Origin of the sequence: Eudoraea sp. (assembly GCF_039969275.1) — a bacterium.
In the GTDB taxonomy this organism is placed as follows: domain Bacteria; phylum Bacteroidota; class Bacteroidia; order Flavobacteriales; family Flavobacteriaceae; genus Eudoraea.
This window is the reverse complement of record NZ_JBDVOC010000017.1, coordinates 1-24290: the sequence shown is the minus strand read 5'-3', so window position 1 is coordinate 24290 and position 24290 is coordinate 1. Positions and strand designations below refer to the sequence as shown.

Here is a 24290-nt window from a genome sequence, read left to right as displayed (position 1 = left end):
GTTAGCAGATAATAATAATAAAGAGAATCTTCAGGCTGGACATGAACACCTAGAGCAAAGGTGTTTTGGATGAAAGAATTATTGGGTACGACCGGAGTTGCAATAAGGTTAAAAAAACTATAATTCTGAACAGTAGAAAGTAGAATGACTTAGATTTGAAAGATAATTCTTCTGAATGAAATTAAGAGCAGATAGCATAATGAAAGCCTACAGAGGGCGCCAGGTCGTTAAGGGTATTTCCCTGGAGGTGAACCAGGGTGAAATAGTTGGGTTATTGGGTCCTAATGGAGCCGGAAAGACCACCTGCTTCTACATGATTGTAGGGCTTATTAAACCCAATGGGGGCCGGATTTTTTTAGATGATACTGAGATCACAAAATTTCCGATGTATAAAAGGGCTCAAAACGGTATAGGCTACTTAGCCCAGGAGGCATCGGTTTTTAGAAAATTGAGTATTGAGGATAATATTTTAAGTGTTTTACAACTAACGAAACTGAGCAAAAAAGAGCAACACATGAAAATGGAGTCGCTTATAGAAGAGTTTGGACTGGGGCATATAAGAAAGAATAGAGGAGATTTGTTATCGGGGGGCGAACGCAGACGTACGGAAATAGCAAGAGCCTTGGCTACTGACCCTAAATTTATACTACTGGATGAACCGTTTGCTGGTGTTGACCCGGTTGCGGTTGAAGATATTCAGCGAATAGTGGCTCAATTAAAAGATAAGAATATTGGTATCCTGATCACGGATCATAATGTTCAGGAAACTCTTGCAATAACAGAACGATCATACCTGATGTTTGAGGGTGGCATTTTAAAATCGGGCATTCCTGAAGATCTTGCGGAAGACGAAATGGTGCGTAAAGTCTATTTGGGACAGAATTTTGAACTTCGTAAAAAGAAATTGGACTTTTAACATAATCCTTTTGCGATAAATTTTATACTCAGATTATTCCATACATACAAAATTCAATTCGGAATATACATAACTACTTGATTATGTGGGTAAGTTTGGTAAGTTAATCTTAAATATTTTAAAGATAAATGTTAACTATTACAACTAAAAAAAATGATAGATTCCTTAATTAGATAGCATGTAAATAATTCCTTTATGTTATGAAAAATTTAAACCTTAATTATCTTTTTGCCGTAATAATATTAGCGGTAATTATTACCACTGGTTGTTCATCGGATGACAGTTCTCCTGAAGCTGTAGAAGTATCATCTGTAAGGAGCATTGATACTAAACTTGCTGGTACATGGAATGGAACCGTTGACGGTACCCTCGGTTCTGCCCAGGCAGACTTCATTCTTGGAAAAAATGGTGATATTTCTGCAGAGACTGATTCACAAATTCTATGTCCCTTTCAGGGAACCTGGTGGGTCCAAAATGGAATATTTAACGCCGCTGGTGAAGATGAATGCGATGGCACAGTAATAGAGCTTCGCGGTAGCAGTGCATCAAGTGTTAAAATTACTGGAAACTGGACCGCGAGCAGCGGTAATAACGGCACCTTTTCTATGACCAAACAGTAAGAATATTTGACAAACAGCTTGAATTATTGCGCGTGAAAGAAGATTGATTTATATTCCTGTTAGAATTTATCTGTCACCAATCTTATAAACCATAGAACTAACAATATAAAATAATACAATAGCAGGTACCGCTAAAAATTTCATTGTCAATAGTAAGACTAAACTTACAATTATAAAGATATAGCGCAGGGCATTATCTTTAAAACTCCAGTTCTTAAATTTTAAAGCAAATAATTCTATCCTTGAATTTAACAGATAGGAACTCAGAATGGTAATTATTATCAGAAACCATGGATTTAGGATTATTTGATTTAAATAGTCATTTCCCTGGTATAATAGTATTAACGGAAGTGAAAGTATAAATAAGGCATTTGCCGGTGTGGGAAGACCAATAAATGAGGTGGCCTGATTTTCATCAATATTAAATTTTGCCAATCTGTAAGCAGAGGCCAGAGTAATTAAAAAACCAAAAAAAGGCAGGAATGAAATTTTAAATCCGCTCCATGTTAAAGTTTCGGAGGTACCGGATAAATCGAGGTTCCATCCACCGGTTTGAGACATGGCAAGCAACTGAAACATAACTATGCCGGGAACAAGACCACTGGTTATAAGATCAGCTAATGAATCGAGCTGTACTCCTAATTCGCTCTGTGCATCCAGCAATCTTGCGGCAAGTCCGTCAAAGAAATCGAAAACAATTCCCAGAAAAACAAAAAGCGCAGCAAGTTCCAGCATATTTAGAACAGCAAATACTGTAGCAATACATCCACATAAAATATTGAGCATGGTAATAAACTGTGGAATATGTTTCTTCATGGCTGGTGGTTTCAGTAAAAATAATATAATTTTTATTCTAACTCTTTCTTAACATATTTTATTCGGATATTTGCCGTTAATAGTTATTCCACAAGTGATCAGAGCACTAATAATTCAATTTAAAAATCTTCGCTTCCTTAACTTATTATGGATCATATTTTTTGGTTTTTCGCTTCAGGCTCAATTATCAGATAATGCGCAAATTAGCATAATTACATGTGACTCAGGTCAGGATCTGTATTCGAGTTTCGGGCATAGCGCATTTAGAGTTCAGGACACTGCCAAGGGAATTAATTGGGTCTATAACTACGGGACTTTTGATTTTAATACCCCTAACTTCTATTCTAAATTTGCCAAGGGAAAATTGCTTTATTCATTAAGCGTTTCAAAATTTTCAGATTTCCTCTTTACATATGAACTGGAAAACCGATGGGTAAAAGAACAAATATTAAACCTTAATCTGGAAGAACAAAATGCCTTGTTTCAGTTTTTGGAAAACAACCGAAAGCCTGAAAACAGGGATTATAAATACGACTTCTTATTCGATAATTGTGCCACTAAATTACCAGAGGTATTAAAAAAAGTTCTTGGAAACAGCATTGAATTTAATGGAGAACATCTTAAAAATCATTACACTTTCAGAGATCTGATACAACAAAATCTGCTTACTAATTCATGGTCAAGTTTTGGCATAGACCTTGCTCTGGGGTCCGTGATAGATAGGGAAGCTTCCTCTGAGGAGTACATGTTCCTGCCCAAATATGTTATGCTTCAAATGAATAATACAACTCAGTCACAAAGCCCCTTAGTTCTTCGAGAACGTACCGTTCTTGATTATAATGACAAAAGATTTGGTGGAAATTTTGGCACAACACCTCTTTTTTGGTTACTCCTTTTATTGCTCTTTACCCTTTCAATATCATATATAGATCTTAGAAACGGCACACGTAGCAGGTGGCTCGACTTTTTTTTATTTCTGATTACGGGATCTGCAGGATTACTCATTTTCTTCTTATGGTTCCTGACAGACCATTCTTCAACTGCAAATAATTTCAATATCCTTTGGGCATTCCCATTCAATATTGCAGCTTGTTATTTTCTCCTGAGAAAAGACCGAATCCCAAAATGGATGGGTAAATATATTTTGACACTACTGGTTTTAATGGGGATTACGTTGATTCTTTGGATTTTCCAAATTCAACAGTTTTCACCGCTAATTGCAGTGGTATTTGCCATACTTGGTCTTAGATACGCGCTACTTTATCGTTATTTCACTAATTCCAACTCAAGTCTTCAATGAATTTGGTTTCCGTAGAAAATATAGCCAAATCATATGGAGAATTAGTCCTTTTCGAGGACCTCTCGTTTGGCATAAATAAGAATCAGAAAATTGCGTTGGTTGCCCGAAACGGCGAAGGTAAAACTTCAATTTTAAATATTCTGGCAGGGAAGGATGTCCCAAATGGCGGTGCTGTAAACTACCGTAAAGGAATTCGAATTTCTTTTCTGGAACAAGAACCAGATCTTAATCCTCAATTAACCGTAGAGCAGACCATTTTGGACTCTGACAATGAGATTCTAAAGATTATTGCTGCCTATGAAACAGCTTTGAACCATCCCGAAAATGAAGAAGCTTACCAAAAAGCTTTTGAGTCTATGGAAAGGAATAACGCCTGGGATTTTGAAACCCAATACCAACAGATTCTTTCCAAATTAAAACTGGACAATCTTGAAGCTAAAGTGAGTGATCTGTCCGGCGGACAAAAAAAGAGACTGGCAATGGCCAATGCCCTGTTGAATGAGCCTGATCTGTTAATTCTGGATGAACCCACAAATCATTTAGATCTGGAAATGATAGAATGGTTGGAAGATTATTTTAGCAGTAAAAAGATTACTCTTTTTATGGTTACTCATGACAGATATTTTCTGGAAAGGGTTTGTAATGAGATCCTGGAACTAGATAATGGTCAGCTTTATTCATACAAAGGAAATTATGCCTACTATCTGGAGAATAAAGAAGCTAGATTAGAACTTGAAGCGGTAGAACAACATAAATCCAAGTTGCTTTATAAAAAAGAGCTGGACTGGATGCGAAGACAACCAAAGGCAAGAACCACAAAATCCAAATCGCGTATTGATGATTTCCATAGTATCAAAGAAAAGGCACACCAACGCAGAGAGAACCATGAAATTCAATTGGAGATCAATATGGAACGTATGGGCAGCAAAATTCTGGAACTGCACAAGGTCTCTAAAGCCTACCCTGGCATTGTCTTGCTTGATAAATTTGAGTATAATTTTTTAAGGGGAGAACGAATCGGAATTATTGGTAAAAACGGTACTGGTAAATCTACTTTCCTGAATATTGTAACGGGCCTTGAACCACCGGATAGTGGAAAAATTGTAGTTGGAGAGACCATTAAATTCGGATACTACACCCAAAATGGGATTACGATAAAAGAAGGTCAGAAAGTAATTGATGTTATCCGAGAATTCGGAGATTATATTCCATTAAAAAAAGGAAGGCAACTCTCAGCCCAACAGCTTTTGGAACGATTTTTATTTGATAGAAAGAAACAATATGATTTTGTAGAAAAGCTGAGCGGAGGAGAACGAAAGAGATTGTATTTATGTACCGTCCTCATCCAGAATCCCAATTTCCTGATCCTGGATGAACCAACAAATGATCTGGATATTATCACCTTAAATATCCTTGAGAATTTTTTACTGGACTTTCCCGGATGCCTGCTGGTAGTATCCCATGACCGCTATTTCATGGATAAGATAGTAGATCATTTATTTATTTTTAGGGGGAATGGAATTATTGAAGATTTCCCGGGGAATTATTCAGATCACAGGGCATATGAAGACAGTGTAGTTTTAGAACAAAGGGCCGAAAAGGGAAACAGCACCCGGAATAAAACAAATAAAACTTCCTGGCGGTCTGATGACAAAAGCAAAAAACTGTCTTTTGAGGAAAAAAAAGAGTACAACAAGCTGGAAAAGTCTATTCAGAACCTAGAAAAACAAAAGGAGGAGCTTCAAAATCAATTTGCCAATATTGCTCTATCTGGAGAAGAAATAGATGTTTTATCAATAAAATTAAAAGATATTATAGAAAATCTTGAGGATAAAACAGAGCGATGGTTTGAGCTTTCGATGCTATTGGAAGACTAATTCACAAGTTGGTAATGGCAATATTCAAATTTACTGATAATTAGAATTTAGTTTAATGTCTAATACCTTTCAATATCTAAAATTTTGGTTTAGGGCAACAAACCAACATGGAATTCATTCTCCGTTTATTTACGGCTTTGTTACAAAGGGTCTTTACATAAAACATAAATACTGCAGATCAAAATCATTGAATATATTTTTCAAATGCATAAATTACTTCAAACCAAATAGTATAGGTTTTGAAAAAGGAAATGAATTTTTAAGAAACAAAGTAAAAGACGAATTTCCATTACTTTCTTTTAAAGAGCCATTTGATATAAAATACTATGGGCCACTGCTTACAGAATCTCAAATATTGGCTATGGCAAACTACGCCAAACAACAACCCAAGGGAATAATATATATTGGCGATATCAGGAAAAACAAGACCTCGATTGAATTGTGGAATAAATTACTTCTAGCCGATTTTGTAATAGTTAGTGTTGACATGTATTTTGGTGGAATTCTTTTTTTTCATAAAACACAAGCCCAGGAACATTTTAGGATTAGAATATAAACTCTTAACTTTAAGATAGATTATTTATGTACTATGAATAACAGTATCTATTACATTTTAGCCGCAGTGGTCCTGATCTATTTAGTCATTTCTATTTTTAGCAAAAAGAGCTCAAAAAAAAGAAAATCAAGGAAATTTATGGATGGTTATGAGCGGAAGGATAAAAAGAACAAGGAGTAAATCCTTTATAGTTTCCGATTTATCGCATAATATAAAATTCCATATTAGGTCAATTTCCTAACTTGCAACTCAAAAGTTGTAAAATTGCCTATGAAAATATATACCAAAACCGGAGACAAAGGATCAACTTCACTATTTGGAGGTACCAGGGTTGCGAAACATCACATCCGTATTAACGGTTATGGTACTGTTGATGAACTGAATTCATGGCTTGGACTGCTAAGGGATCAGGAAATGGATGTACATTCCAGAGAGATTCTTATTACAACCCAGGATAAATTGTTTACCGTAGGTGCCATTTTAGCCACAGACCCTGAAAAAGCACAATTAAAAAGTGGAAAAGATCGTCTCAATATACCTTTGATAAGCATTTCAGATGTAGAGCAATTAGAAAATGAAATGGACATTATGAACGAAACCATGCCACCAATGACCCATTTTATCCTGCCCGGTGGTCACACAACAGTGTCATACTGTCATATTGCTCGTACTATTTGCAGAAGAGCGGAGCGAAAGGTATCACTACTACATGAAAATGAACCTGTTGACAGCATGGTTTTAACTTACCTCAACCGTCTATCAGACTATTTATTTGTATTGGCACGGAAGTTGTCATACGATTTAAAGGCGGATGAAATAAAGTGGATTCCTGATAAAAAAGGCTAATAATTACACTTTTTCTTCGTTATGAAATTATCAAAACCTTAAATTGTTGATAAAATAAGTAATTTTACTCAGATTTTTCTTGGCAATATGGGTTTAAAATTTACTTTTGCAAAAATTTTAAAATCAGAATCAAGCCATGTATTGGACATTAGAACTAGCATCTTATTTAAGTGATGCACCCTGGCCAGCTACTAAAGACGAATTAATAGATTATGCCATTAGAACTGGAGCTCCTTTGGAAGTAGTTGAAAATTTACAATCTATGGAGGAAGAAGGCGGTGAGATATACGAATCAATAGAAGAAATATGGCCCGATTACCCCACCGAAGAAGATTACCTCTGGAATGAGGATGAATATTAAAGAAGTTTCCTAAAACCTATTAAAAGTCTCATTTGAGGCTTTTTTTTTATGTAATTTTGACAGGCTTAAAGAAGTTTAAGCAGAAATATAAAATCTGGAATACCTTTTGCTTTAAAAAGGATATTACAATTCTATAGCATATTGCTCATTTTTAGGATTATTCAATTGCACTTTAAGTCCTTAAGAGCATGCTATCAAAACATGAATAATATATGAGTATTTTAAATTCAGTCATCAAGGCATTTGTAGGTGACAAGGCTAAGAAGGATGTTAAGGAACTACAACCTCTTTTAAAAGAGATCAAATCCTTTGAAGCAGCGATTGAAAGCCTGGACCACAATGCGCTTAGGTTAAAAACAAAAAGCTTCAAACAAACAATAGCGAAGGCATCTGAAGAACTTCAGAAGCAAATTGACATATTGAAAGAAGAAGTAAAAGCCTCTCTGGACATTGACAGAAATGAGGAAATTTATGCAGAAATTGATAAACTTGAAGACGAAGTCTACAAGATTACTGAGATCACTCTAAACGAGATTCTTCCTGAAGCCTTTGCAGTAATTAAAGAAACCGCAAAGCGATTTGTAAATAATGAAACCATTACGGTGGAAGCCACAGAATTTGACAGATTGTTATCTGGCTCAAAAGAATACTTAAACCTGGAGGATGATAATGCTGTATGGCAAAACTCATGGGATGCCGCAGGAAAGGAAGTCACCTGGGATATGGTGCACTATGATGTACAGTTAATCGGCGGTATTGCTTTGCATCAGGGTAAAATTGCAGAAATGCAGACAGGTGAAGGTAAAACACTTGTGGCTACGCTACCAATGTACCTGAATGCATTGGCAGGAAAAGGGGCACATTTGGTTACTGTTAATGATTATCTGGCTAAAAGGGATAGTGCGTGGATGGCACCAATATTTGAATTTCATGGACTTTCCGTGGACTGTATAGACAAGCATCAACCTAATTCCGAAGGGAGAAGAGCAGCTTACAATGCAGATATTACTTATGGAACCAACAACGAATTTGGATTTGATTATCTTAGAGATAATATGGCCCATACACCTGGTGACCTTGTGCAACGGCCACATCACTATGCCATTGTGGATGAGGTAGATTCTGTACTTGTAGATGATGCCCGTACTCCTCTAATCATCTCCGGACCCGTGCCGGAAGGAGATCGTCACGAATTTAATGAATTGAAGCCTAAAGTTTCAGACATTGTTCAAAAACAACGTCAGTACCTTACCGGAGTTCTGGCAGAAGCCAAAAAAGAAATCTCAGCTGGAAATACCAAAGAAGGTGGTTTTCAATTGCTCAGGGTCCACAGAGGCTTACCCAAGAATAAAGCCCTAATTAAATATCTAAGTGAAGAAGGCATAAAACAACTGCTTCAAAAAACTGAGAATTTTTATATGCAGGATAACAACCGGGAAATGCCTCAGGTAGATGCCGAATTGTTATTTGTGATCGATGAAAAGAACAACCAAATTGAACTTACAGATAAGGGCATAGAATATATTTCCGGAGATCAGCAAAAAGACTTTTTTGTGATGCCGGATATTGGCAGTGAAATTGCAAAAATTGAAAATCAAAATCTGGAAATCGAAAAGGAAGCATCGGAAAAAGAGGCATTATTCAAAGATTTTGCAATAAAAAGCGAACGAATCCACACTATGAGCCAGCTATTAAAGGCATATACGCTCTTCGAAAAAGACGTGGAGTATGTGGTTATTGAAAATAAGGTGATGATAGTTGATGAACAGACCGGACGTATTATGGACGGGCGCAGGTATTCAGACGGATTACACCAGGCCATTGAAGCGAAAGAGAATGTAAAAATCGAAGCAATGACACAGACTTTTGCTACGGTTACTTTACAGAATTATTTCAGAATGTACAAGAAGCTTTCAGGTATGACAGGTACTGCCGTAACGGAAGCAGGTGAATTATGGGAGATTTATAAATTGGATGTTATGGAGATCCCTACAAACAGGCCTATTGTAAGAGATGACAGAAACGATCTTATCTATAAGACCAAAAGAGAAAAATACAACGCCATTATTGACGAAGTTACCAAACTTTCGGAACAAAAAAGACCGGTACTTATTGGTACCACTTCCGTGGAAATATCTGAATTATTATCACGAATGCTGGGTATACGAAAAATTCCGCACAATGTTTTGAATGCGAAACTGCATAAAAAAGAAGCAGATATTGTCGCAGAAGCAGGTAATGCAGGTATTGTTACCATTGCAACAAACATGGCAGGACGGGGAACCGATATAAAATTATCTGAAGAAGTTAAAAAAGCAGGGGGCTTGGCCATCGTAGGTACAGAAAGACACGACTCCAGAAGGGTCGACAGGCAGTTGAGAGGCCGATCAGGACGTCAGGGAGATCCTGGAAGTTCACAATTTTATGTTTCTTTGGAAGATAACTTAATGCGCCTTTTTGGTTCAGACAGGGTTGCAAAAATGATGGATAGAATGGGTCTTGAAGAAGGAGAAGTGATCCAGCATTCTATGATGACCAAATCTATTGAACGGGCACAGAAAAAAGTAGAAGAAAATAACTTTGGTATTCGTAAACGACTATTAGAGTATGATGATGTAATGAATGCCCAACGGGAAGTAGTTTATAAAAGAAGACGACATGCACTGCAGGGTGAACGACTTAAGGTAGATATTGCAAACATGGTTTATGATACATGTGAGGTAATTGCTGATACCAATAAGGCAGCCAACGATTTCAAGAATTTTGAGTTTGAACTCATCAAGTATTTTTCCATTACCTCACCGGTTACAGAAGAGGAATTCGCCAAACAGAGTTTTCTGGAGATCGCAAATGCAACCTATACTGCGGCCTATGATTATTACCAGAGTAAAATGGAGAGAAGTGCCGCCACGGCTTTCCCTGTAATTAAAAAGGTATACGAGGACAGCAGCAATAAATTTGAACGCATTGTAGTTCCTTTTACCGATGGTATTAAATCACTTAATGTGGTTACCAATCTTAAAAATGCCTATGAGTCGAATGGTAAAGAATTGGTTACAGATTTTGAAAAGAATATAACTCTGGCCATAGTTGATGACGCATGGAAAACTCACCTGAGGAAAATGGACGAGTTAAAACAGTCTGTTCAGTTGGCTGTTCACGAGCAGAAAGATCCTTTGTTGATCTATAAATTTGAAGCTTTTGAACTTTTTAAAAGCATGATTGACAACGTAAACAAAGAAGTTGTTTCCTTTTTGTTTAAAGGGGAATTGCCCTCAGCTGACACCAATGAGATTCAGGAAGCAAGGAATGTACGAAGACCAAAAGAAAAGCTGCAGACCACTAAGGAGGAAATTCCGAATAATGATGAATTAGCCGCCCGGAACAGGGCAGTAGGGCAAAATCAAGGTGGTAGAGCCCCGATTACAGAAACCATCGTGAGGGTAAAACCCAAAATTGGCAGAAATGAAAGGGTCACTATAAAAAATGTAATGTCGGGCGAAAGCAAGACTGTCAAATTCAAACAGGCAGAGCCACTTATAGACCGGGGGGAATGGGTATTGATTGAAGATTGACAAAATTAACTGCTATCATTAAAAAGGCGTCCGTACATGGACGCCTTTTTTGTTTAAAATGCCATATCTTTAGGTATTGATACCTTATTTTCCTTTGATATGAAATCTTCCAGACGTAAGTTCCTGACTTCTATTAGCATGTTGGCTGCCTCTTCGGCAATGCCAATTACACAATTTGATTTTGGAATGAATACCAAATTAAAAATTGCCCTTGTTGGAACAGGTATTCGCGGGATCACTTTTTGGGGAAAACGCCTTGTTGATGAATATTCAGATATCCTGGAGTTTGTGGGCTTGTGCGATATAAATCCGGGGAGGCTCTCCTTTGGAAAAGAATATATCGGGGCCAGTTGCACTACTTTTACAAATTTTGAGAAAATGATCCGGGATTCGAAACCGGATCTTGTAATAGTTACCACAAAAGATGCAACTCACCATGAATTTATTGTCAAAGCCATGGAAATGGGTTGCGATGTGCTTACAGAAAAACCATTAACCACAGACGAAAATAAATGTCAGGCTATTCTGGATGCAGAAAAAAAGTCGGGTAAAAATCTGATAGTAGGTTTTAACTACCGTTGGAGCCCTTATAATACTAAAATAAAACAGTTATTGGCAGAAAATACCATTGGCAAACTAACTTCCGTGGATTTTCATTGGTATCTGAACACTTACCACGGAGCCAGTTATTTCAGAAGATGGCACGGACAGATGGAAAGCAGTGGGTCTTTATGGGTTCATAAAGCTACACATCATTTTGACCTTCTTAACTGGTGGATCAATTCTGAGCCATCCGAAGTATTTGCATTCGGTGATTTGGAATTTTATGGTAAAAATGGACCTTTCAGAGGGGACAATTGCAGAAATTGCAACCATCAATCCAAATGTGACTTCTATTGGGACATTACTAAAAATCAATTTTTGACTGATCTATATACGAACAATGAGAAATACGATGGGTACATCCGAGACAACTGCCTTTTTAGAAATGAAATAAACATTTATGATAAGATGTCCGCACAGATAAAATATCAAAATAACGTGCAATTAAATTATTCGCTAACCACTTATTCTCCTTTGGAAGGTTGGCGGGTTGCCTTTAACGGCACAGAAGGAAGAATTGAAGCCTGGATGGACATCCCTTATTATAAAGAAATGAACATCGATCAGGCAGAAATGCACGACAAGGAAATGGAGCAGAATAATGAGGAAACTGAGTATAATGAGCCCATAATAGTACACAAATTGTGGAAGGATTTCGAAACCGTTATGGTAGAAATGGAAAAAAGCGGCCATGGCGGAGGTGATAAACGCTTACAGGATAAAATGTTTAGAAGTGCTGATTCTGTTGACCCTTTTGGCAGGACCGCTGGAAGTAGAGATGGAGCAATGTCCGTACTTATAGGGATTGCAGCAAGGAAAAGCATTGAAACCGGCACAGCTGTAAACATTGGAGATCTGACCAATTTACAACCTAAGGAGGTACGAGATTAAAATATTTCGTATTGTAGATAACAAAATTACTTTTTGTCAGATTAGCTGTTGAATATTTGATAAAACATATATAGCTTTACACTATTAAGGGAACTCGCTTCCCAAATATTGTTGCGATTTTCTAAATGTAGTATAGCTACATAATGAATTTAACTTAAGACCATGGAAAAAGCTATCAAACATCAACACAGAATAAAGGATAAAGTACGTCTGACCCTTAGGGTTAGCTATTTTGGTTCTATTTTCTCCTTAATATTTGGTCTGGTTTGTCTCTTTTTTCTCGATATTTATGAATTAGTTCCCCATATACTTATTGCCTTTGGCGCGCTGAGTGTAATCAATAACCTGGCCTATACATCTCACAAGAACTTAACACTTACGTATAACATCCTTTCTGTTCTTGGCTTAGCTGCGGCTACAGCCGTCACCATGTTAACTGGCGGCATAAACAGTCCGTTTATTTTTGTACTTGCCATTGTTGTATTTGCAGGATATGCTACCACGCGGCATTATGGGAAGATCTATTTGTACCTCACGGTGCTGATTATTACCTTAATTTTTGTTCAGGGGATTTCGGATTTTTCGATAACCCGGAATGTGGTTCCCCCTGAAAGCCAAAACCTTTTTAGCTTTTTAAGTATTGTGTTCTCTGTATACCTCCTGGGTGGAGTGCTGGGTAAAAACCTGTTAAAAGCACATCATAACTTATATAGGACCAAGATGGAAATTGAAGAACGGATACATGAGAAGGATACACTGCTCAAAGAAGTACATCACCGGGTTAAAAACAATCTGCAAACAGTTTCCAGTTTATTAAGTCTTCAATCCCGGGGAATAAAAGATGAAAAGGTTAAAAATCTAATAAAAAGCAGTCAAAACAGAGTCATCTCAATGGCGATGGTTCATGAAATGCTTTATATGCGGGAAGATCTCTCTAAAATAGATTATAAGTCCTATGTTGAAGAATTAAGTGAATACCTGGTTAAATCTGTAAAGGGTGCTGACAGTAACGTTAAGGTAAACATTAACATTCCGCAGATAGAATTAGGTATAGATACAGCTATTCCACTCGGACTCCTTATAAACGAAGCCTTAACTAATGCTCTTAAATATGGAATTAAAGGGAATGATCAGGGTGAAATTCATATAGATTTGGAGAAAACCGGAGATAAAGACTATGTGCTAAACATAGGAGACAATGGCGTTGGTTTTTCAGAGGAAGTGAATTTTAAAAATACTCGTTCTCTGGGCCTAAAATTAATTCATAATCTTACGCGTCAGTTAAAAGGAACCATAATCAGGGACTTTTCCAAAAAAGGCACCAACTATATCGTTAATTTTAAAGAAGTAGCCGAAAATGAATTTCATCAATCCATCGCCTGAACCTAATCTTAACAGGAGACCTTAAGGCATTAATTCCTGAGTAACTTCGTCCTCTGGCACCAACACTTCTTCTTAAGTCAATTATCCCTATATTTAGCTGACTAATTCAACTATACTTTCATGAAGAATATTTTATTTGTTTGCCTATTGCTAAGCTCTTCCCTCCTGTTCAGTCAGGATTACTTTCTTAAAAAATACCATCCCTTCAATAGTAATATTCCTTCTCCGGAAGAGTTTTTGGGTTATGGAATTGGAGAACGTCATACCAGGCATGATCTTATTGTAGCTTATTTACAAAAACTTGCTGAGCTTTCAGACCGGGCTTCTATACATGAATATGGAAGAACACATGAGGGACGTAAATTGGTAATCTTAACAATAACTACTCCGGATAATTTGGCTAATCTGGAATCTATTAAGGAAAGGCACCTCGCCTTTACAGATCCCGGTAAATCCTCTGCCCCGGATTCATCACTTCCAATTTTTATTAATTTGGGCTATAACGTTCATGGAAATGAGCCATCCAGTTCCGAAGCAGCCCTGTTAAGCGCTTATACTTTTGTAGCTTCTGATAATCCTGAGATACTTAATTACCTGACCAACGCAGTAATCTTTATAGATCCTACCATCAACCCTGATGGTCGGGACCGGCATACACAATGGGCAAATAGCTATCAGGGCAATCCACTTGTGGCAGACCCCCAGGATGCAGAACATAACGAATACTGGCCCGGCGGGCGTACCAATCACTATTGGTTCGACCTCAACCGGGACTGGCTTCTGGCAATAAACCCGGAAAGTCGTGGTAAACTAAACTGGTATCATGAGTGGTATCCCAATGTGGTTACCGACTTTCATGAAATGGGTTCACAAAGCACATATTTTTTTGAACCAATGAAAGCGAACGGTTCACTAAACCCCATTATGCCTAAAAAGAACTATGAAGATCTAAATAATTTGTTTGGAAACTATTTTGCCAAGGCCTTAGACAGCATTGGCTCATTTTATTTTACCAAAGAGGCTTTTGACGGTACCTATCCGGGTTACGGTTCTTCCTATCCGGATATTCAGGGAGGGCTTGGGCTGTTGTTTGAACAAGCTAGCTCCAGGGGGCATAAGCAGAAAACTGCTTTTGGGTACATCACATTTCCCTTTACTATTCGCAACCAGTACACATCAAGTATTACAACAGTGAAAGCTACGGTTGAGAATAAAGACTATCTACGTTCATATCAAAAAGAATTTTTTAAGACTGCGATGATGAATTCGGCAATAAAAGGAATTCAAGGATACAGTTTTGGTGATCGCTATGACAAAAACAGGGTAAAGGCTTTTATTGACAAGCTCTTAATCCACAAAATAAATGTGTACAAATATGGAAATGATTCCTATGTAGTGCCTACATCCCAGCCCCAGTACAGGATGGTGCAAACCATGTTTGAAACCTATAAAAAATATCGGGACAGTGTTTTTTACGATGCTTCAGCCTGGTCTGTGGCAAATTTTTATAATATTAACTACAGGGGAATAAAGAAGTTTAGTCGGGGAGATAAAATAACATCTACAACTGATCTTGTAAACGTCCAACCTGTACAAAAATCCTCTTATGCCTATATCATCGATTGGGATGATTACAACGCACCAGCAGTTTTGAATTTTCTTCAGTCTAAGAAATTGGTACTTTCTTCTGCCTTTAAACCATTTACCACAACGATTAATAATACCAGCAAGTCTTTTAATTATGGGGCCTTAATTCTACCCGTAAGCCTTCAGAAGAAAGATGCGGATGAAGTTTATAAATGGGTGCTTGAGGCACAGGAAAAATATCAGGTCCCTATCTATGGGATGGCCACGGGATACAACAGCCAGGGAATTGATCTTGGCAGCAGGCATGTTCGTCCGTTAACAAAGCCAAAAGCCGCAATGTTAATAGGAGATGGAACTCGCTCCTATGAAGCCGGAGAGGTATGGCATTTATTAGATACCAGGGTACATATGCCGATTACAAAAATACCCGTCCGGAATTATGATAAGGCAAAACTAGACGAATACAATACATTGGTGATGGTTTCGGGTAAATATAGTCTTACGGAGAAGCAGCGGACCAAACTTTCAGACTGGGTTAAAAAGGGGAACACCCTTATTACTATAGGAACAGCCTCCAAATGGGCTATCGATAAAAAACTTATTAAAGAGAAACTTACCAAATCTGAGGTAGATTCTACCAAAGCCGTATTGCGAAAACCATATGTGGATGCTGATGAAAACCTGGGTAGAGAAAGTCTGGGAGGTATTATACTCAAGGCCGATCTGGATATTACCCATCCACTGGCATTTGGCTACAGAGATACAGACATTCCTGTCTACAAAAACAATAATGTATGGCTTTCACCAAGCAGAAATGAATATTCCACAGTAGCGAAGTACTCCAGGAATGCTCTGATAGACGGGTACATTAGTAGAAAGAACAGCGAAGAATTCTTAAAATCTTCCGCTTCACTTATAGTAAGTCCCTTAGGCGATGGCAGAGTAGTTTTGTTCGCAGATAATCCTAATTTCAGGGGATCATGGTATGGTACTAACAGATTATTCCTTAACGCCTTATTTTTGGGAGATAAGATTGAGGTACCTAAACAAAAAGACTAGTATGAACAAAAAAGTGTTTGCCTTATTAATTCTCACCTTATGTTGTAATCTTTCAATTCTTGCACAGAGTAGCTCGGGCGATGGGCCATTTTCTCAACTGATTATAAGAGGTGTCACTCTTATCAATGGTAATGGGGCACCGCCAATGGGGCCTGTAGATATAGAAGTGGTCAACAATCGCATTAAAAGTATAAAGGTAGTAGGCTATCCCGGAGTGGCTATAAAAGATTCGGACCGTCCACAGCTCAAAGAAGGAGGCAAAGAATTAAACTGCGAAGGCATGTATTTGCTTCCGGGCTTTGTAGACATGCACGGACATATAGGAGGAAAAGCGCAGGGCGCTGACTCAGACTATGTTTTTAAACTCTGGATGGCTCATGGTATCACCACAGTTCGCGAGCCAAGCGGACGGGGGGTGGATTTTACTTTAGATTTAAAAAGGAAAAGTGCTAAAAATGAAATTGTAGCACCTCGTATTTTAGCTTATACCGGATTTGGACAGGGAAGTGATACCACCATAAGTACACCGGAAATGGCACGTGAATGGGTGCGAAGAAATGCTCAAAAAGGTGCTGACGGGGTTAAATTTTTTGGTGCGCCTCCCGAAATTATGACCGCTGCATTGGATGAAAACAAAAAAATAGGTCTACGGTCAGCTTGTCATCATGCCCAACTTAATGTTGCCAGATGGAATGTTCTACATTCGGCCAGGGCAGGATTAACCAGTATGGAGCACTGGTATGGGCTGCCTGAAGCACTTTTTGAGGACCGTACGGTGCAGGATTATCCATTGGATTACAATTACAACAATGAACAGGACCGCTTTGAAGAGGCTGGTAAACTTTGGCAACAGGCTGCAAAACCTTATACTGATCATTGGAATAAAGTTATGGACGAGCTTATCTCCTTAGATTTTACTCTGGATCCAACCTTTAACATTTATGAAGCCAGCAGAGATCTTCAAAGGGCCCGAAGAGCCGAATGGCATGAAGATTACACCTTACCTTCATTATGGGATTTCTACCAGCCAAGTAAAATAAGTCATGGTTCGTATTGGCATTACTGGGGAACCGAACAGGAAGTGGCCTGGAAGGAGAATTATAAACTCTGGATGATCTTTGTAAATGAGTATAAGAATAGAGGTGGCCGGGTAACTACTGGTTCAGATTCGGGCTTTATTTTTCAGCTCTATGGTTTTGCTTATATCCGAGAAATGGAATTGTTACGGGAAGCCGGATTCCATCCTTTAGAGATTATTCGCTCAGCAACCTTAAACGGAGCAGAGGCCCTTGGTATGGATGACCAAATAGGTACTGTAACGGTTGGTAAACTTGCCGACTTTGTTGTTGTAGCTGAAAATCCATTAGAAAACCTGAAAGTACTCTATGGCACAGGTGCCATAAAACTTACTGAAGACAACAAAGTTGTTCGCGTTGGTGGGGTAAAATACACCATAAAGGATGGCATAATCTACGATGCTAAAGCACTGCTTCAGGAAGTAAAGGAAATGGTGGATGCAGAAAAAAAGCGTTTGAATTACCGGATTAAACAACCTGGAATTCACGAATAATAGTCGGGCTAATCGGCTCCTGCTTTAATTAAAGTATAATTGAAGGGCTTATCTGCGTCCTGCAGGCACTTTTATAGGTCTTAGAACTCCTTTTGTTTTTGGAAAAACAATTGTATAACTTACTAAAAGTGCAACGGGTAATAATAGGATAAATAGTATCATTAGGTTTGGGGTTTGGGGTTTGGGGATTAAGCTAATTTGGGTTTACTTTTTTTAGTAGAAAAAGCCAAAGCTTTCTTTACTCTTGTATTCTTGAATTTGTATAAGCGCGCAACAGCGTCTTCTTTTGCTGCCTCAATTTGCCCACTATTGTGAGAAACAGGAAGGCTATAATCCAGAACAATATCCATTTGAAATGTTTCAACTTTGTCATAGTCTGTAGATTTTTGGGCTAGAGCAACAGCTCCGAATAAAAGAATAAGTACTAAGGTTAAAAACGCTTTCATGCTAATAGATTTGGGTATAATAAAATAACTACAGAAAGTGATATAACTAGGGTATAAATCGCTGAAAGCTCCTTATTTTTCGGTAGCTTGGAAAAATTGCGACAAAGCGATAAAAATTTCGGATGAAAAGAATTGAAGCAAAAAACCCTTCATCGGAATTTTAGGTTTTTTAGCCGGTGTTGTAAATGGATTATATGGGAATTATTGAGAGAAATAAGGAAAAAAACACGGAAAAGGAAATGTAATAATGTAAGAAATTGTTACTTCTTGAAGATTTATTTGGTAACGGACTTCAATATATCCAATTGAAGTTAATATTTGAAAAATGAGATTTCTCACGCTCACTTCGTTCGGTTCGAAATGACAGCTATGATTTACATCCGCTTTTTATAACCCAACCGGGTCATTTCGACATGAGTTGCAAAGCAACGATTGAGAAATCTAATAAAGAAATGCTACACCGTTACTTTGTATATATAACCACTAATGAAAACAAGACCACGATATACATCGGAATGACCAATAATATCCAAAGACGACTATCACAACATTTTTTTGATAGTCAAAATTTAAAAAAGTCTTTTGCCGGAAAATATAATTGTTTTTATCTAATATACTACGAGGGTTTCCAAGATCCGATGAGCGCTATACTTAGAGAAAAAGAAATTAAGAAGTGGCGAAGAAAAAAGAAAGAAAAACTAATAAATTCATTTAATCCGAAATGGGAATTCATAAATCAAGAGGTTATTTGATGAGATTTCTCACGCTCACTTTGTTCGGTTCGAAATGACAGCTATGGCTTACATCAGTTTTTTATAACCCAACCGGGTCATTTCGACATGAGTTGCGTAGCAACGATTGAGAAATCTAGACTGCATGTAAGTGTGATTGAAAACAGGTAAATTGATATTTCTCATGCTCACTTTGTTCGGTTCGAAATGACAGCTATGGCTTACATCCGCTTTTTATAACCCAACCGGGTCATTTCGACATGAGTTGCGTAGCAACGATTGAGAAATCTAGACTGCATTAAAATGTAAGTGGAAATAGATAAATTGAGATTTCTCATGCTCACTTCGTTCGGTTTGAAATGACAGATATGGTTTACATCCGCTTTTTATAACCCCACCAGGTCATTTCGACATGAGTTGTGTATCAACGATTGAGAAATCCTTCCTTAAGTTTAAAATTCTATTACTTTACATTCCTTCCTTGCGTAAAACAACTAAAGGCGGACTGTTTAACACGCTTCTGCTGTTACTAAGGCCAATTAAGAGAACAAGTAACGTTATGCCGGGTAGCAATACTATAAAGGGCACTAGCGAAGGCACAAATGGTGCTTTAAATACAAAGCTGGCAAGTAATTGGCTGCTTATCAATGATAATAATATGCCTATACCACTACCCAACACGCCCAAATAAAAGTATTCAAGGGCTGTGATTTGCAGAATCTGTTTGCTTTTTGCACCCAGAGTTCTTAAAAGAACACTTTCCTTTATGCGCTGATATTTGCTGGTGCGAACGGCTCCTATTAATACAATAATACCTGTAAGGATACTAAAAAAGGCCATAAAATTAATCACCCAGGCAATCTTGTCAAGTATATTCTCAATTAGGGTCACAATTTGCCGTAAGTCGAGCACTGAAATATTTGGAAATTTTTGAACTAATTCCCGCTGGAGGTTGGCAGAAGCCTCTGCACTAGGAGCATTTGTCGTTATTACATAAAACTGCGGGGCATTTTCTAAAACTCCTTTGGGAAAGACCAGGTTAAAATTAGGTTGCATTCGTGCCCAGTCCACAGCGCGAATATTTCCCACAACGGTTTCCATCAATACGCCCTGAACATTAAAAACAATGGTATCGCCAACTTCAACTTCAGCATCTCTCGCAATATTATCAGCTATGGAAATAGGGATAAGACCTTCTTTTGGAATTTCAGGAACCCATTCACCTTCAGTAAGGGTCTCAGAAGAAATCATGGTATCGCGGTAAGTAACCCTAAATTCGTGGTTCAAAACCCATTTATTCATTGTCAGGGTTGTATCCTGCCTAAGATCATTCGCAGCCCGTCCTTTAATCGTATGCATGCGCATAGTAACTATTGGAATATTATCTAATACCGGAAGGCCTTTAGGGGTAATACTATTAGCTACGTCTTCCTTTTGTTCACTTTGTACATCCAACAGAATTATATTTGGACTACTACTATTGTTCTCAAGCTGTGCCATGGCTATCAGCATATCTTTGGTAAAATAGAGGGTGCTAATTAGAAAAGCCCCTACCCCAATTGCTACCAGTAATACCATAGTCTGGTTATTAGGCCGAAAAAGGTTCAAAAGGCTCTGTCTTGAGGTAAATCCCCATGAGGAAGGAAAGTATTTCTTAATTCCTTTCATAAAAAGCGTGGCAACACCGGCCAATATGGAGAAAGTTAGTGCAATACTAATCACAAAACCAATGGCATAACGCAAGTCTTCTAAAAGCCAAAGGGAAAACAGGAAAACAAAGATTAATATTCCTATAAAGACAAGTGCCCTGGCTTTTCTTGGACGTTCCTCTGGTGCTTCCTGAATGCGCAACACCTGTAACGGAGAGACATACCAGGTACTCATAAGTGGTAATAGTGCAAAAAGAACAGACATAAACACTCCCAGTAATAAACCCATTATAACGGGTTGAGGCGCCAGTGACAATTGCACTTCAAAAGGTAAAAAATCCTGCAGCAGACTTGGAAATGTTAGTTGCAGTAGTATACCCCCAATTGTTCCTATAACACCCCCCAGAAGGCCCATACCTGTTATTTGAATCAGATAAATAAGGAAGGTCTGTTTTCGGCTGGCACCCATACATTTAAGAACGGCTACCGACCTTAATTTTTCCTTTATATAGATATGCACGGAACTTGCGATACCTACACAGCCCAGTAAAAGAGCAATAAATGCAACAAGGTTGAGGAATTTTCCAACATTTCCGTATGAACTTCCCATTTGCCTACTCCCTGATGTATGTGTATCCAGATCTGCATTCTCAGCATCCAAGATAGGGTCGAGTTCTTTGTCAAGAACATCGAGGTCCATCTCAGCTGGGGCAACAAAATAGTAGTTATAGTCCAGACGACTCCCAACCTGCAATAGTCCTGTTCTTTCAATAGTGCCATAAGGAATAATAACCGGTGGTGCCACAGAACTGGCAAATGCACTATTACCAGGTGCAGATATAAGGGTGCCCGTAATTGGGAAACTCGCATTACCTATTTTGATTATATCTCCGACTTCCAATTCAAACTGCAGCATTACAGTGGCGTCTACAAGGGCGCCTTCTTTAGAAATATATGTCATTGCAGCATCTGTTGGTTCTGTCTCTAGTTCCCCATAAAGTGGAAAATCACCTTCAAGCCCCCTCACACGAACCAGTTTACTACTTTCATTCTTTGGAAATGCGGCCATGGATGCAAAATTTACTTCCATACCTTTTGCCCCACCTAATGAATCGATAATTCCCTGCACTCTTTCATTCGGAAGTTGTCTTGAATCTATAATAAAATCGGCTCCCATAAGTGATTTGGACTGGAGACGAATATTTTCTTTAAGATTATCACTAAAAGATTGGATTGAAACCAGTGCTGTAATGCCAAGGATAATAGAGGCCATAAACAAAATAAGTCTGCCCCCACTAGCCTTTCCATCGCGCCAGGCCATTTTAAAAAGCCAGCCTGTGCCTGCCAAAGATGAGGCTTCCTGTCCTTTATTCACGAGTTTACTGTGCTTTCGTTAGTCACTATCTTTCCCCCTTTAAGTCTGAGAATATGCTGAGTCCGTTTTGCAAGATCCAGGTCGTGCGTTACAATTACCAAAGTAGTACCAGCTTCTTTATTAAGTTCAAAAAGTAGTCTTACCACTTTTTCTCCGGTTTCTTCATCAAGGTTGCCGGTAGGCTCATCGGCAAAAAGGATAGAAGGCCTATTGCTGAAAGCTCTTGCCAGTGCCACCCTCTGCTGTTCTCCACCTGATAACTGCGAGGGATAATGGTGCGATCTATCTGCCAATCCTACTTTCTGTAAAAGTTCCATCGCTTGTTTGCTGGCTTCCTTTACCCCTTGTAATTCTAAAGGAACACTTACATTCTCTAGCGCAGTAAGCGTGGGAAGTAATTGAAAATCCTGAAAAATAAATCCCACTTCTCTATTGCGTAAAAGAGCTCGTTGATCTTCACTTAATTCGTTAATTCGGGTGCCGCAAAGTTCTATGGAACCAGAATCGGGTTCATCTAAACCTGCACAAAGCCCCAATAATGTGGTCTTGCCGCTACCTGATGGACCAACAATGGCAAAGGTGTCTCCTTCCTCTATTTCAAAGGAAATAGCATCAAGAACGGTTAGTTTTTTAGAACCACTGGTATAGGTCTTCCCCAGTTGGTCAACGTTTAATATCTTTGACATTATCAGAAATTAAATTTTGTTTGCAACAAAGCAGCAAAATAAGTAAATGATTTTGACTTTTGGACCCTAAAACCATGCAGACCCTCTTAAAGTTTCGTTATTTTTTAGTGTTTATACTACTAGTGGCTTGTGGTGGAAAGTCTGGCCAAACCAGTGGAAATTCTTCTGTTACAACAGAGCAAACGGAAAATGGTGCCGATAAAACCGATAATAGCAAAGTTATTATGTTCTTTGGCGATAGCCTCACAGCAGGCTATGGTCTGGATACGGAGGAGGCTTTTCCGGCAGTAATTCAGCAAATTGTTGATTCCCTTAATTTAAATTACACGGTTGTAAACGCGGGTCTAAGCGGTGAAACAACTGCCAGCGGCAGGAACAGGCTTGACTGGGTGCTGAATCAAAAAACAGATGTGTTTATTTTGGAATTAGGTGCCAATGACGGTTTGCGGGGCATACCTTTAAATGAGACCAGACTAAACTTGCAGGCTATTGTGAATTCGGTTAAAGAGAAAAACCCGGATACGGTTATCATCGTTGCAGGGATGCAGATACCTCCAAACATGGGCCAGGATTATACAACGGAATTCAGAAAGATCTTCCCTGAACTTGCTGAGAAGAACGAAACTTATCTTATTCCCTTTTTACTGGACAATGTTGCAGGAATTCCTGAATTAAACCAGGAAGACGGTATTCACCCTACCATAGAAGGACAAAAAATAGTGGCTAATAATGTATGGGAGGTATTGGAACCGGTATTGACCAATAAAACTTTAAACACCCTTCAATAAATATAATATGGAAAATATCATCAATGCACTTTCCTGGATAGATTCTGCCGCCGCCACAGTGTGGATTCTGCTTACCATCATCATGTTCTGGCTTCTTTATAAAGTATATGAAACAGAAGGGAGGAAACATCCAGTCTTCCACTTTGGTGTTTTCCTTCTGGTCCTGGTATGGTTATATCCATTATACACCTTTCTGTTTAACCAGTTAGAAGTTGCCTTTTTGGGCAATCTAATTACTTTATGGGCAACAGTAGCCTATATGCAAAAACTGCGGAAACTCCCAATTAAGGAATATAAATGGATGATTCCACAAATTGTCTGGATCATTATCGCTTCCTTTTATGTAGGATGTATGCTTGTCGAGAAATATCTGATGGCCTAAATGAAAGGCATTAAAATGAAAATTACGAATTAAGCCAATTTAGCTTTGTTTCTTTTTGTAGTAAAAGATAAAGCTTTCTTTACTCGGCTATTCTTGTTTTTGTACAAACGAGCAACAGTGTTTTCTTTAATCGTTGAAGTAACTATACTCATTTCTATTGTTTCTACTTTGGTATCAACTTTAGAATCCTGAGCTTGAACAGCTACTCCGATAAAAAGAACAAAAATTAAAGTTACAATCGTTTTCATCACTTGGGGCGTTTTATATATATAA

At 38.2% G+C, this 24290-nt stretch carries 20 protein-coding genes; 15 read left to right on the top strand and 5 right to left on the bottom strand.

Annotated features, from left to right (window positions below; all coding sequences use genetic code 11):
* Positions 1-175: 175 nt before the first annotated feature.
* Together lptB and ABJH90_RS15700 are read left to right on the top strand one after the other, a co-directional pair.
* Positions 176-916 (top strand): LPS export ABC transporter ATP-binding protein, encoded by a 741-nt coding sequence (gene lptB, locus ABJH90_RS15705; RefSeq protein WP_348139757.1) that lies wholly within the window; start codon positions 176-178, stop codon positions 914-916.
* Positions 917-1116: 200 nt separating this feature from the next.
* Positions 1117-1536 (top strand): hypothetical protein, encoded by a 420-nt coding sequence (locus tag ABJH90_RS15700; RefSeq protein WP_348139755.1) that lies wholly within the window; start codon positions 1117-1119, stop codon positions 1534-1536.
* Positions 1537-1602: 66 nt separating this feature from the next.
* Here the strand turns inward: ABJH90_RS15700 and ABJH90_RS15695 are convergent, their stop codons facing one another.
* Positions 1603-2352 carry a CDP-alcohol phosphatidyltransferase family protein gene (locus ABJH90_RS15695; RefSeq protein ID WP_348139753.1) on the bottom strand — a complete coding sequence of 250 codons (750 nt, stop codon included), beginning with the start codon at positions 2350-2352 and terminating at the stop codon, positions 1603-1605.
* A gap of 94 nt (positions 2353-2446) precedes the next feature.
* Between ABJH90_RS15695 and ABJH90_RS15690 the strand changes: the two genes are divergently transcribed.
* The 10 genes from ABJH90_RS15690 to ABJH90_RS15645 all read left to right on the top strand — a co-directional run bounded on the left by ABJH90_RS15690 (position 2447) and on the right by ABJH90_RS15645 (position 17960).
* Positions 2447-3652 carry a DUF4105 domain-containing protein gene (locus tag ABJH90_RS15690; protein ID WP_348139751.1) on the top strand — a complete coding sequence of 402 codons (1206 nt, stop codon included), beginning with the start codon at positions 2447-2449 and terminating at the stop codon, positions 3650-3652.
* A complete protein-coding gene (locus ABJH90_RS15685) occupies positions 3649-5529 on the top strand; it encodes an ABC-F family ATP-binding cassette domain-containing protein (protein WP_348139749.1) in 1881 nt (626 codons plus the stop codon). Before ABJH90_RS15690 ends, ABJH90_RS15685 begins: the two co-directional genes overlap by 4 nt.
* A gap of 187 nt (positions 5530-5716) precedes the next feature.
* A complete protein-coding gene (locus ABJH90_RS15680) occupies positions 5717-6085 on the top strand; it encodes a hypothetical protein (protein ID WP_348139747.1) in 369 nt (122 codons plus the stop codon).
* Positions 6086-6355: 270 nt separating this feature from the next.
* Positions 6356-6931 (top strand): cob(I)yrinic acid a,c-diamide adenosyltransferase, encoded by a 576-nt coding sequence (locus ABJH90_RS15675; protein WP_348139745.1) that lies wholly within the window; start codon positions 6356-6358, stop codon positions 6929-6931.
* Between the two features lie 136 nt (positions 6932-7067).
* Positions 7068-7292 carry a DUF2795 domain-containing protein gene (locus tag ABJH90_RS15670; RefSeq protein WP_013551418.1) on the top strand — a complete coding sequence of 75 codons (225 nt, stop codon included), beginning with the start codon at positions 7068-7070 and terminating at the stop codon, positions 7290-7292.
* 212 nt (positions 7293-7504) lie between these two features.
* Positions 7505-10867, top strand: a complete 3363-nt coding sequence (gene secA / locus ABJH90_RS15665) for a preprotein translocase subunit SecA (RefSeq protein ID WP_348139743.1) — start codon at positions 7505-7507, stop codon at positions 10865-10867.
* A gap of 99 nt (positions 10868-10966) precedes the next feature.
* Positions 10967-12361 (top strand): Gfo/Idh/MocA family oxidoreductase, encoded by a 1395-nt coding sequence (locus ABJH90_RS15660; RefSeq protein WP_348139741.1) that lies wholly within the window; start codon positions 10967-10969, stop codon positions 12359-12361.
* Between the two features lie 162 nt (positions 12362-12523).
* Positions 12524-13744 (top strand): sensor histidine kinase, encoded by a 1221-nt coding sequence (locus ABJH90_RS15655; protein ID WP_348139739.1) that lies wholly within the window; start codon positions 12524-12526, stop codon positions 13742-13744.
* 120 nt (positions 13745-13864) lie between these two features.
* Complete coding sequence (locus tag ABJH90_RS15650) at positions 13865-16390, top strand: M14 metallopeptidase family protein (RefSeq protein WP_348139737.1); 2526 nt, start codon at positions 13865-13867, stop codon at positions 16388-16390.
* Between the two features lies 1 nt (position 16391).
* A complete protein-coding gene (locus ABJH90_RS15645) occupies positions 16392-17960 on the top strand; it encodes an amidohydrolase family protein (protein WP_348139735.1) in 1569 nt (522 codons plus the stop codon).
* A gap of 188 nt (positions 17961-18148) precedes the next feature.
* Here the strand turns inward: ABJH90_RS15645 and ABJH90_RS15640 are convergent, their stop codons facing one another.
* On the bottom strand, positions 18149-18406 hold the full coding sequence (locus ABJH90_RS15640; RefSeq protein WP_348139733.1) for a hypothetical protein: 258 nt from the start codon (positions 18404-18406) through the stop codon (positions 18149-18151).
* A 413-nt stretch (positions 18407-18819) separates the two neighbouring features.
* On the opposite strand from ABJH90_RS15640, the gene ABJH90_RS15635 reads away from it, so the two are divergent.
* Positions 18820-19158, top strand: a complete 339-nt coding sequence (locus ABJH90_RS15635) for a GIY-YIG nuclease family protein (protein WP_348139731.1) — start codon at positions 18820-18822, stop codon at positions 19156-19158.
* Between the two features lie 447 nt (positions 19159-19605).
* On the opposite strand, the gene ABJH90_RS15630 is transcribed toward ABJH90_RS15635, so the two are convergent.
* Both ABJH90_RS15630 and ABJH90_RS15625 read right to left on the bottom strand, forming a co-directional pair.
* On the bottom strand, positions 19606-22107 hold the full coding sequence (locus ABJH90_RS15630) for an FtsX-like permease family protein (RefSeq protein WP_348140379.1): 2502 nt from the start codon (positions 22105-22107) through the stop codon (positions 19606-19608).
* A 50-nt stretch (positions 22108-22157) separates the two neighbouring features.
* Positions 22158-22847 carry an ABC transporter ATP-binding protein gene (locus ABJH90_RS15625; protein ID WP_348139729.1) on the bottom strand — a complete coding sequence of 230 codons (690 nt, stop codon included), beginning with the start codon at positions 22845-22847 and terminating at the stop codon, positions 22158-22160.
* A 74-nt stretch (positions 22848-22921) separates the two neighbouring features.
* Here ABJH90_RS15625 and ABJH90_RS15620 point away from each other — a divergent pair, with 74 nt between their 5' ends.
* Both ABJH90_RS15620 and ABJH90_RS15615 read left to right on the top strand, forming a co-directional pair.
* Positions 22922-23635, top strand: coding sequence for an arylesterase (locus ABJH90_RS15620; protein WP_348139727.1), 714 nt, complete (start codon positions 22922-22924; stop codon positions 23633-23635).
* A 7-nt stretch (positions 23636-23642) separates the two neighbouring features.
* A complete protein-coding gene (locus ABJH90_RS15615) occupies positions 23643-24017 on the top strand; it encodes a tryptophan-rich sensory protein (protein ID WP_348139725.1) in 375 nt (124 codons plus the stop codon).
* A gap of 29 nt (positions 24018-24046) precedes the next feature.
* On the opposite strand, the gene ABJH90_RS15610 is transcribed toward ABJH90_RS15615, so the two are convergent.
* On the bottom strand, positions 24047-24290 hold a 244-nt coding region (locus ABJH90_RS15610; protein ID WP_348139723.1), incomplete at its 5' end, for a hypothetical protein.

What these genes read in the sequence shown, in the direction of transcription:
- lptB (WP_348139757.1), top strand. Translation starts at nt 176, where the DNA reads ATGAAATTAAGAGCAGATAGCATAATGAAAGCCTACAGAGGGCGCCAG.
- ABJH90_RS15700 (WP_348139755.1), top strand. Translation starts at nt 1,117, where the DNA reads ATGAAAAATTTAAACCTTAATTATCTTTTTGCCGTAATAATATTAGCG.
- ABJH90_RS15695 (WP_348139753.1), bottom strand. Translation starts at nt 2,352, where the DNA reads ATGAAGAAACATATTCCACAGTTTATTACCATGCTCAATATTTTATGT.
- ABJH90_RS15685 (WP_348139749.1), top strand. Translation starts at nt 3,649, where the DNA reads ATGAATTTGGTTTCCGTAGAAAATATAGCCAAATCATATGGAGAATTA.
- ABJH90_RS15675 (WP_348139745.1), top strand. Translation starts at nt 6,356, where the DNA reads ATGAAAATATATACCAAAACCGGAGACAAAGGATCAACTTCACTATTT.
- ABJH90_RS15670 (WP_013551418.1), top strand. Translation starts at nt 7,068, where the DNA reads ATGTATTGGACATTAGAACTAGCATCTTATTTAAGTGATGCACCCTGG.
- secA (WP_348139743.1), top strand. Translation starts at nt 7,505, where the DNA reads ATGAGTATTTTAAATTCAGTCATCAAGGCATTTGTAGGTGACAAGGCT.
- ABJH90_RS15660 (WP_348139741.1), top strand. Translation starts at nt 10,967, where the DNA reads ATGAAATCTTCCAGACGTAAGTTCCTGACTTCTATTAGCATGTTGGCT.
- ABJH90_RS15655 (WP_348139739.1), top strand. Translation starts at nt 12,524, where the DNA reads ATGGAAAAAGCTATCAAACATCAACACAGAATAAAGGATAAAGTACGT.
- ABJH90_RS15650 (WP_348139737.1), top strand. Translation starts at nt 13,865, where the DNA reads ATGAAGAATATTTTATTTGTTTGCCTATTGCTAAGCTCTTCCCTCCTG.
- ABJH90_RS15645 (WP_348139735.1), top strand. Translation starts at nt 16,392, where the DNA reads ATGAACAAAAAAGTGTTTGCCTTATTAATTCTCACCTTATGTTGTAAT.
- ABJH90_RS15640 (WP_348139733.1), bottom strand. Translation starts at nt 18,406, where the DNA reads ATGAAAGCGTTTTTAACCTTAGTACTTATTCTTTTATTCGGAGCTGTT.
- ABJH90_RS15635 (WP_348139731.1), top strand. Translation starts at nt 18,820, where the DNA reads ATGAGTTGCAAAGCAACGATTGAGAAATCTAATAAAGAAATGCTACAC.
- ABJH90_RS15630 (WP_348140379.1), bottom strand. Translation starts at nt 22,107, where the DNA reads ATGGCCTGGCGCGATGGAAAGGCTAGTGGGGGCAGACTTATTTTGTTT.
- ABJH90_RS15625 (WP_348139729.1), bottom strand. Translation starts at nt 22,847, where the DNA reads ATGTCAAAGATATTAAACGTTGACCAACTGGGGAAGACCTATACCAGT.
- ABJH90_RS15620 (WP_348139727.1), top strand. Translation starts at nt 22,922, where the DNA reads ATGCAGACCCTCTTAAAGTTTCGTTATTTTTTAGTGTTTATACTACTA.
- ABJH90_RS15615 (WP_348139725.1), top strand. Translation starts at nt 23,643, where the DNA reads ATGGAAAATATCATCAATGCACTTTCCTGGATAGATTCTGCCGCCGCC.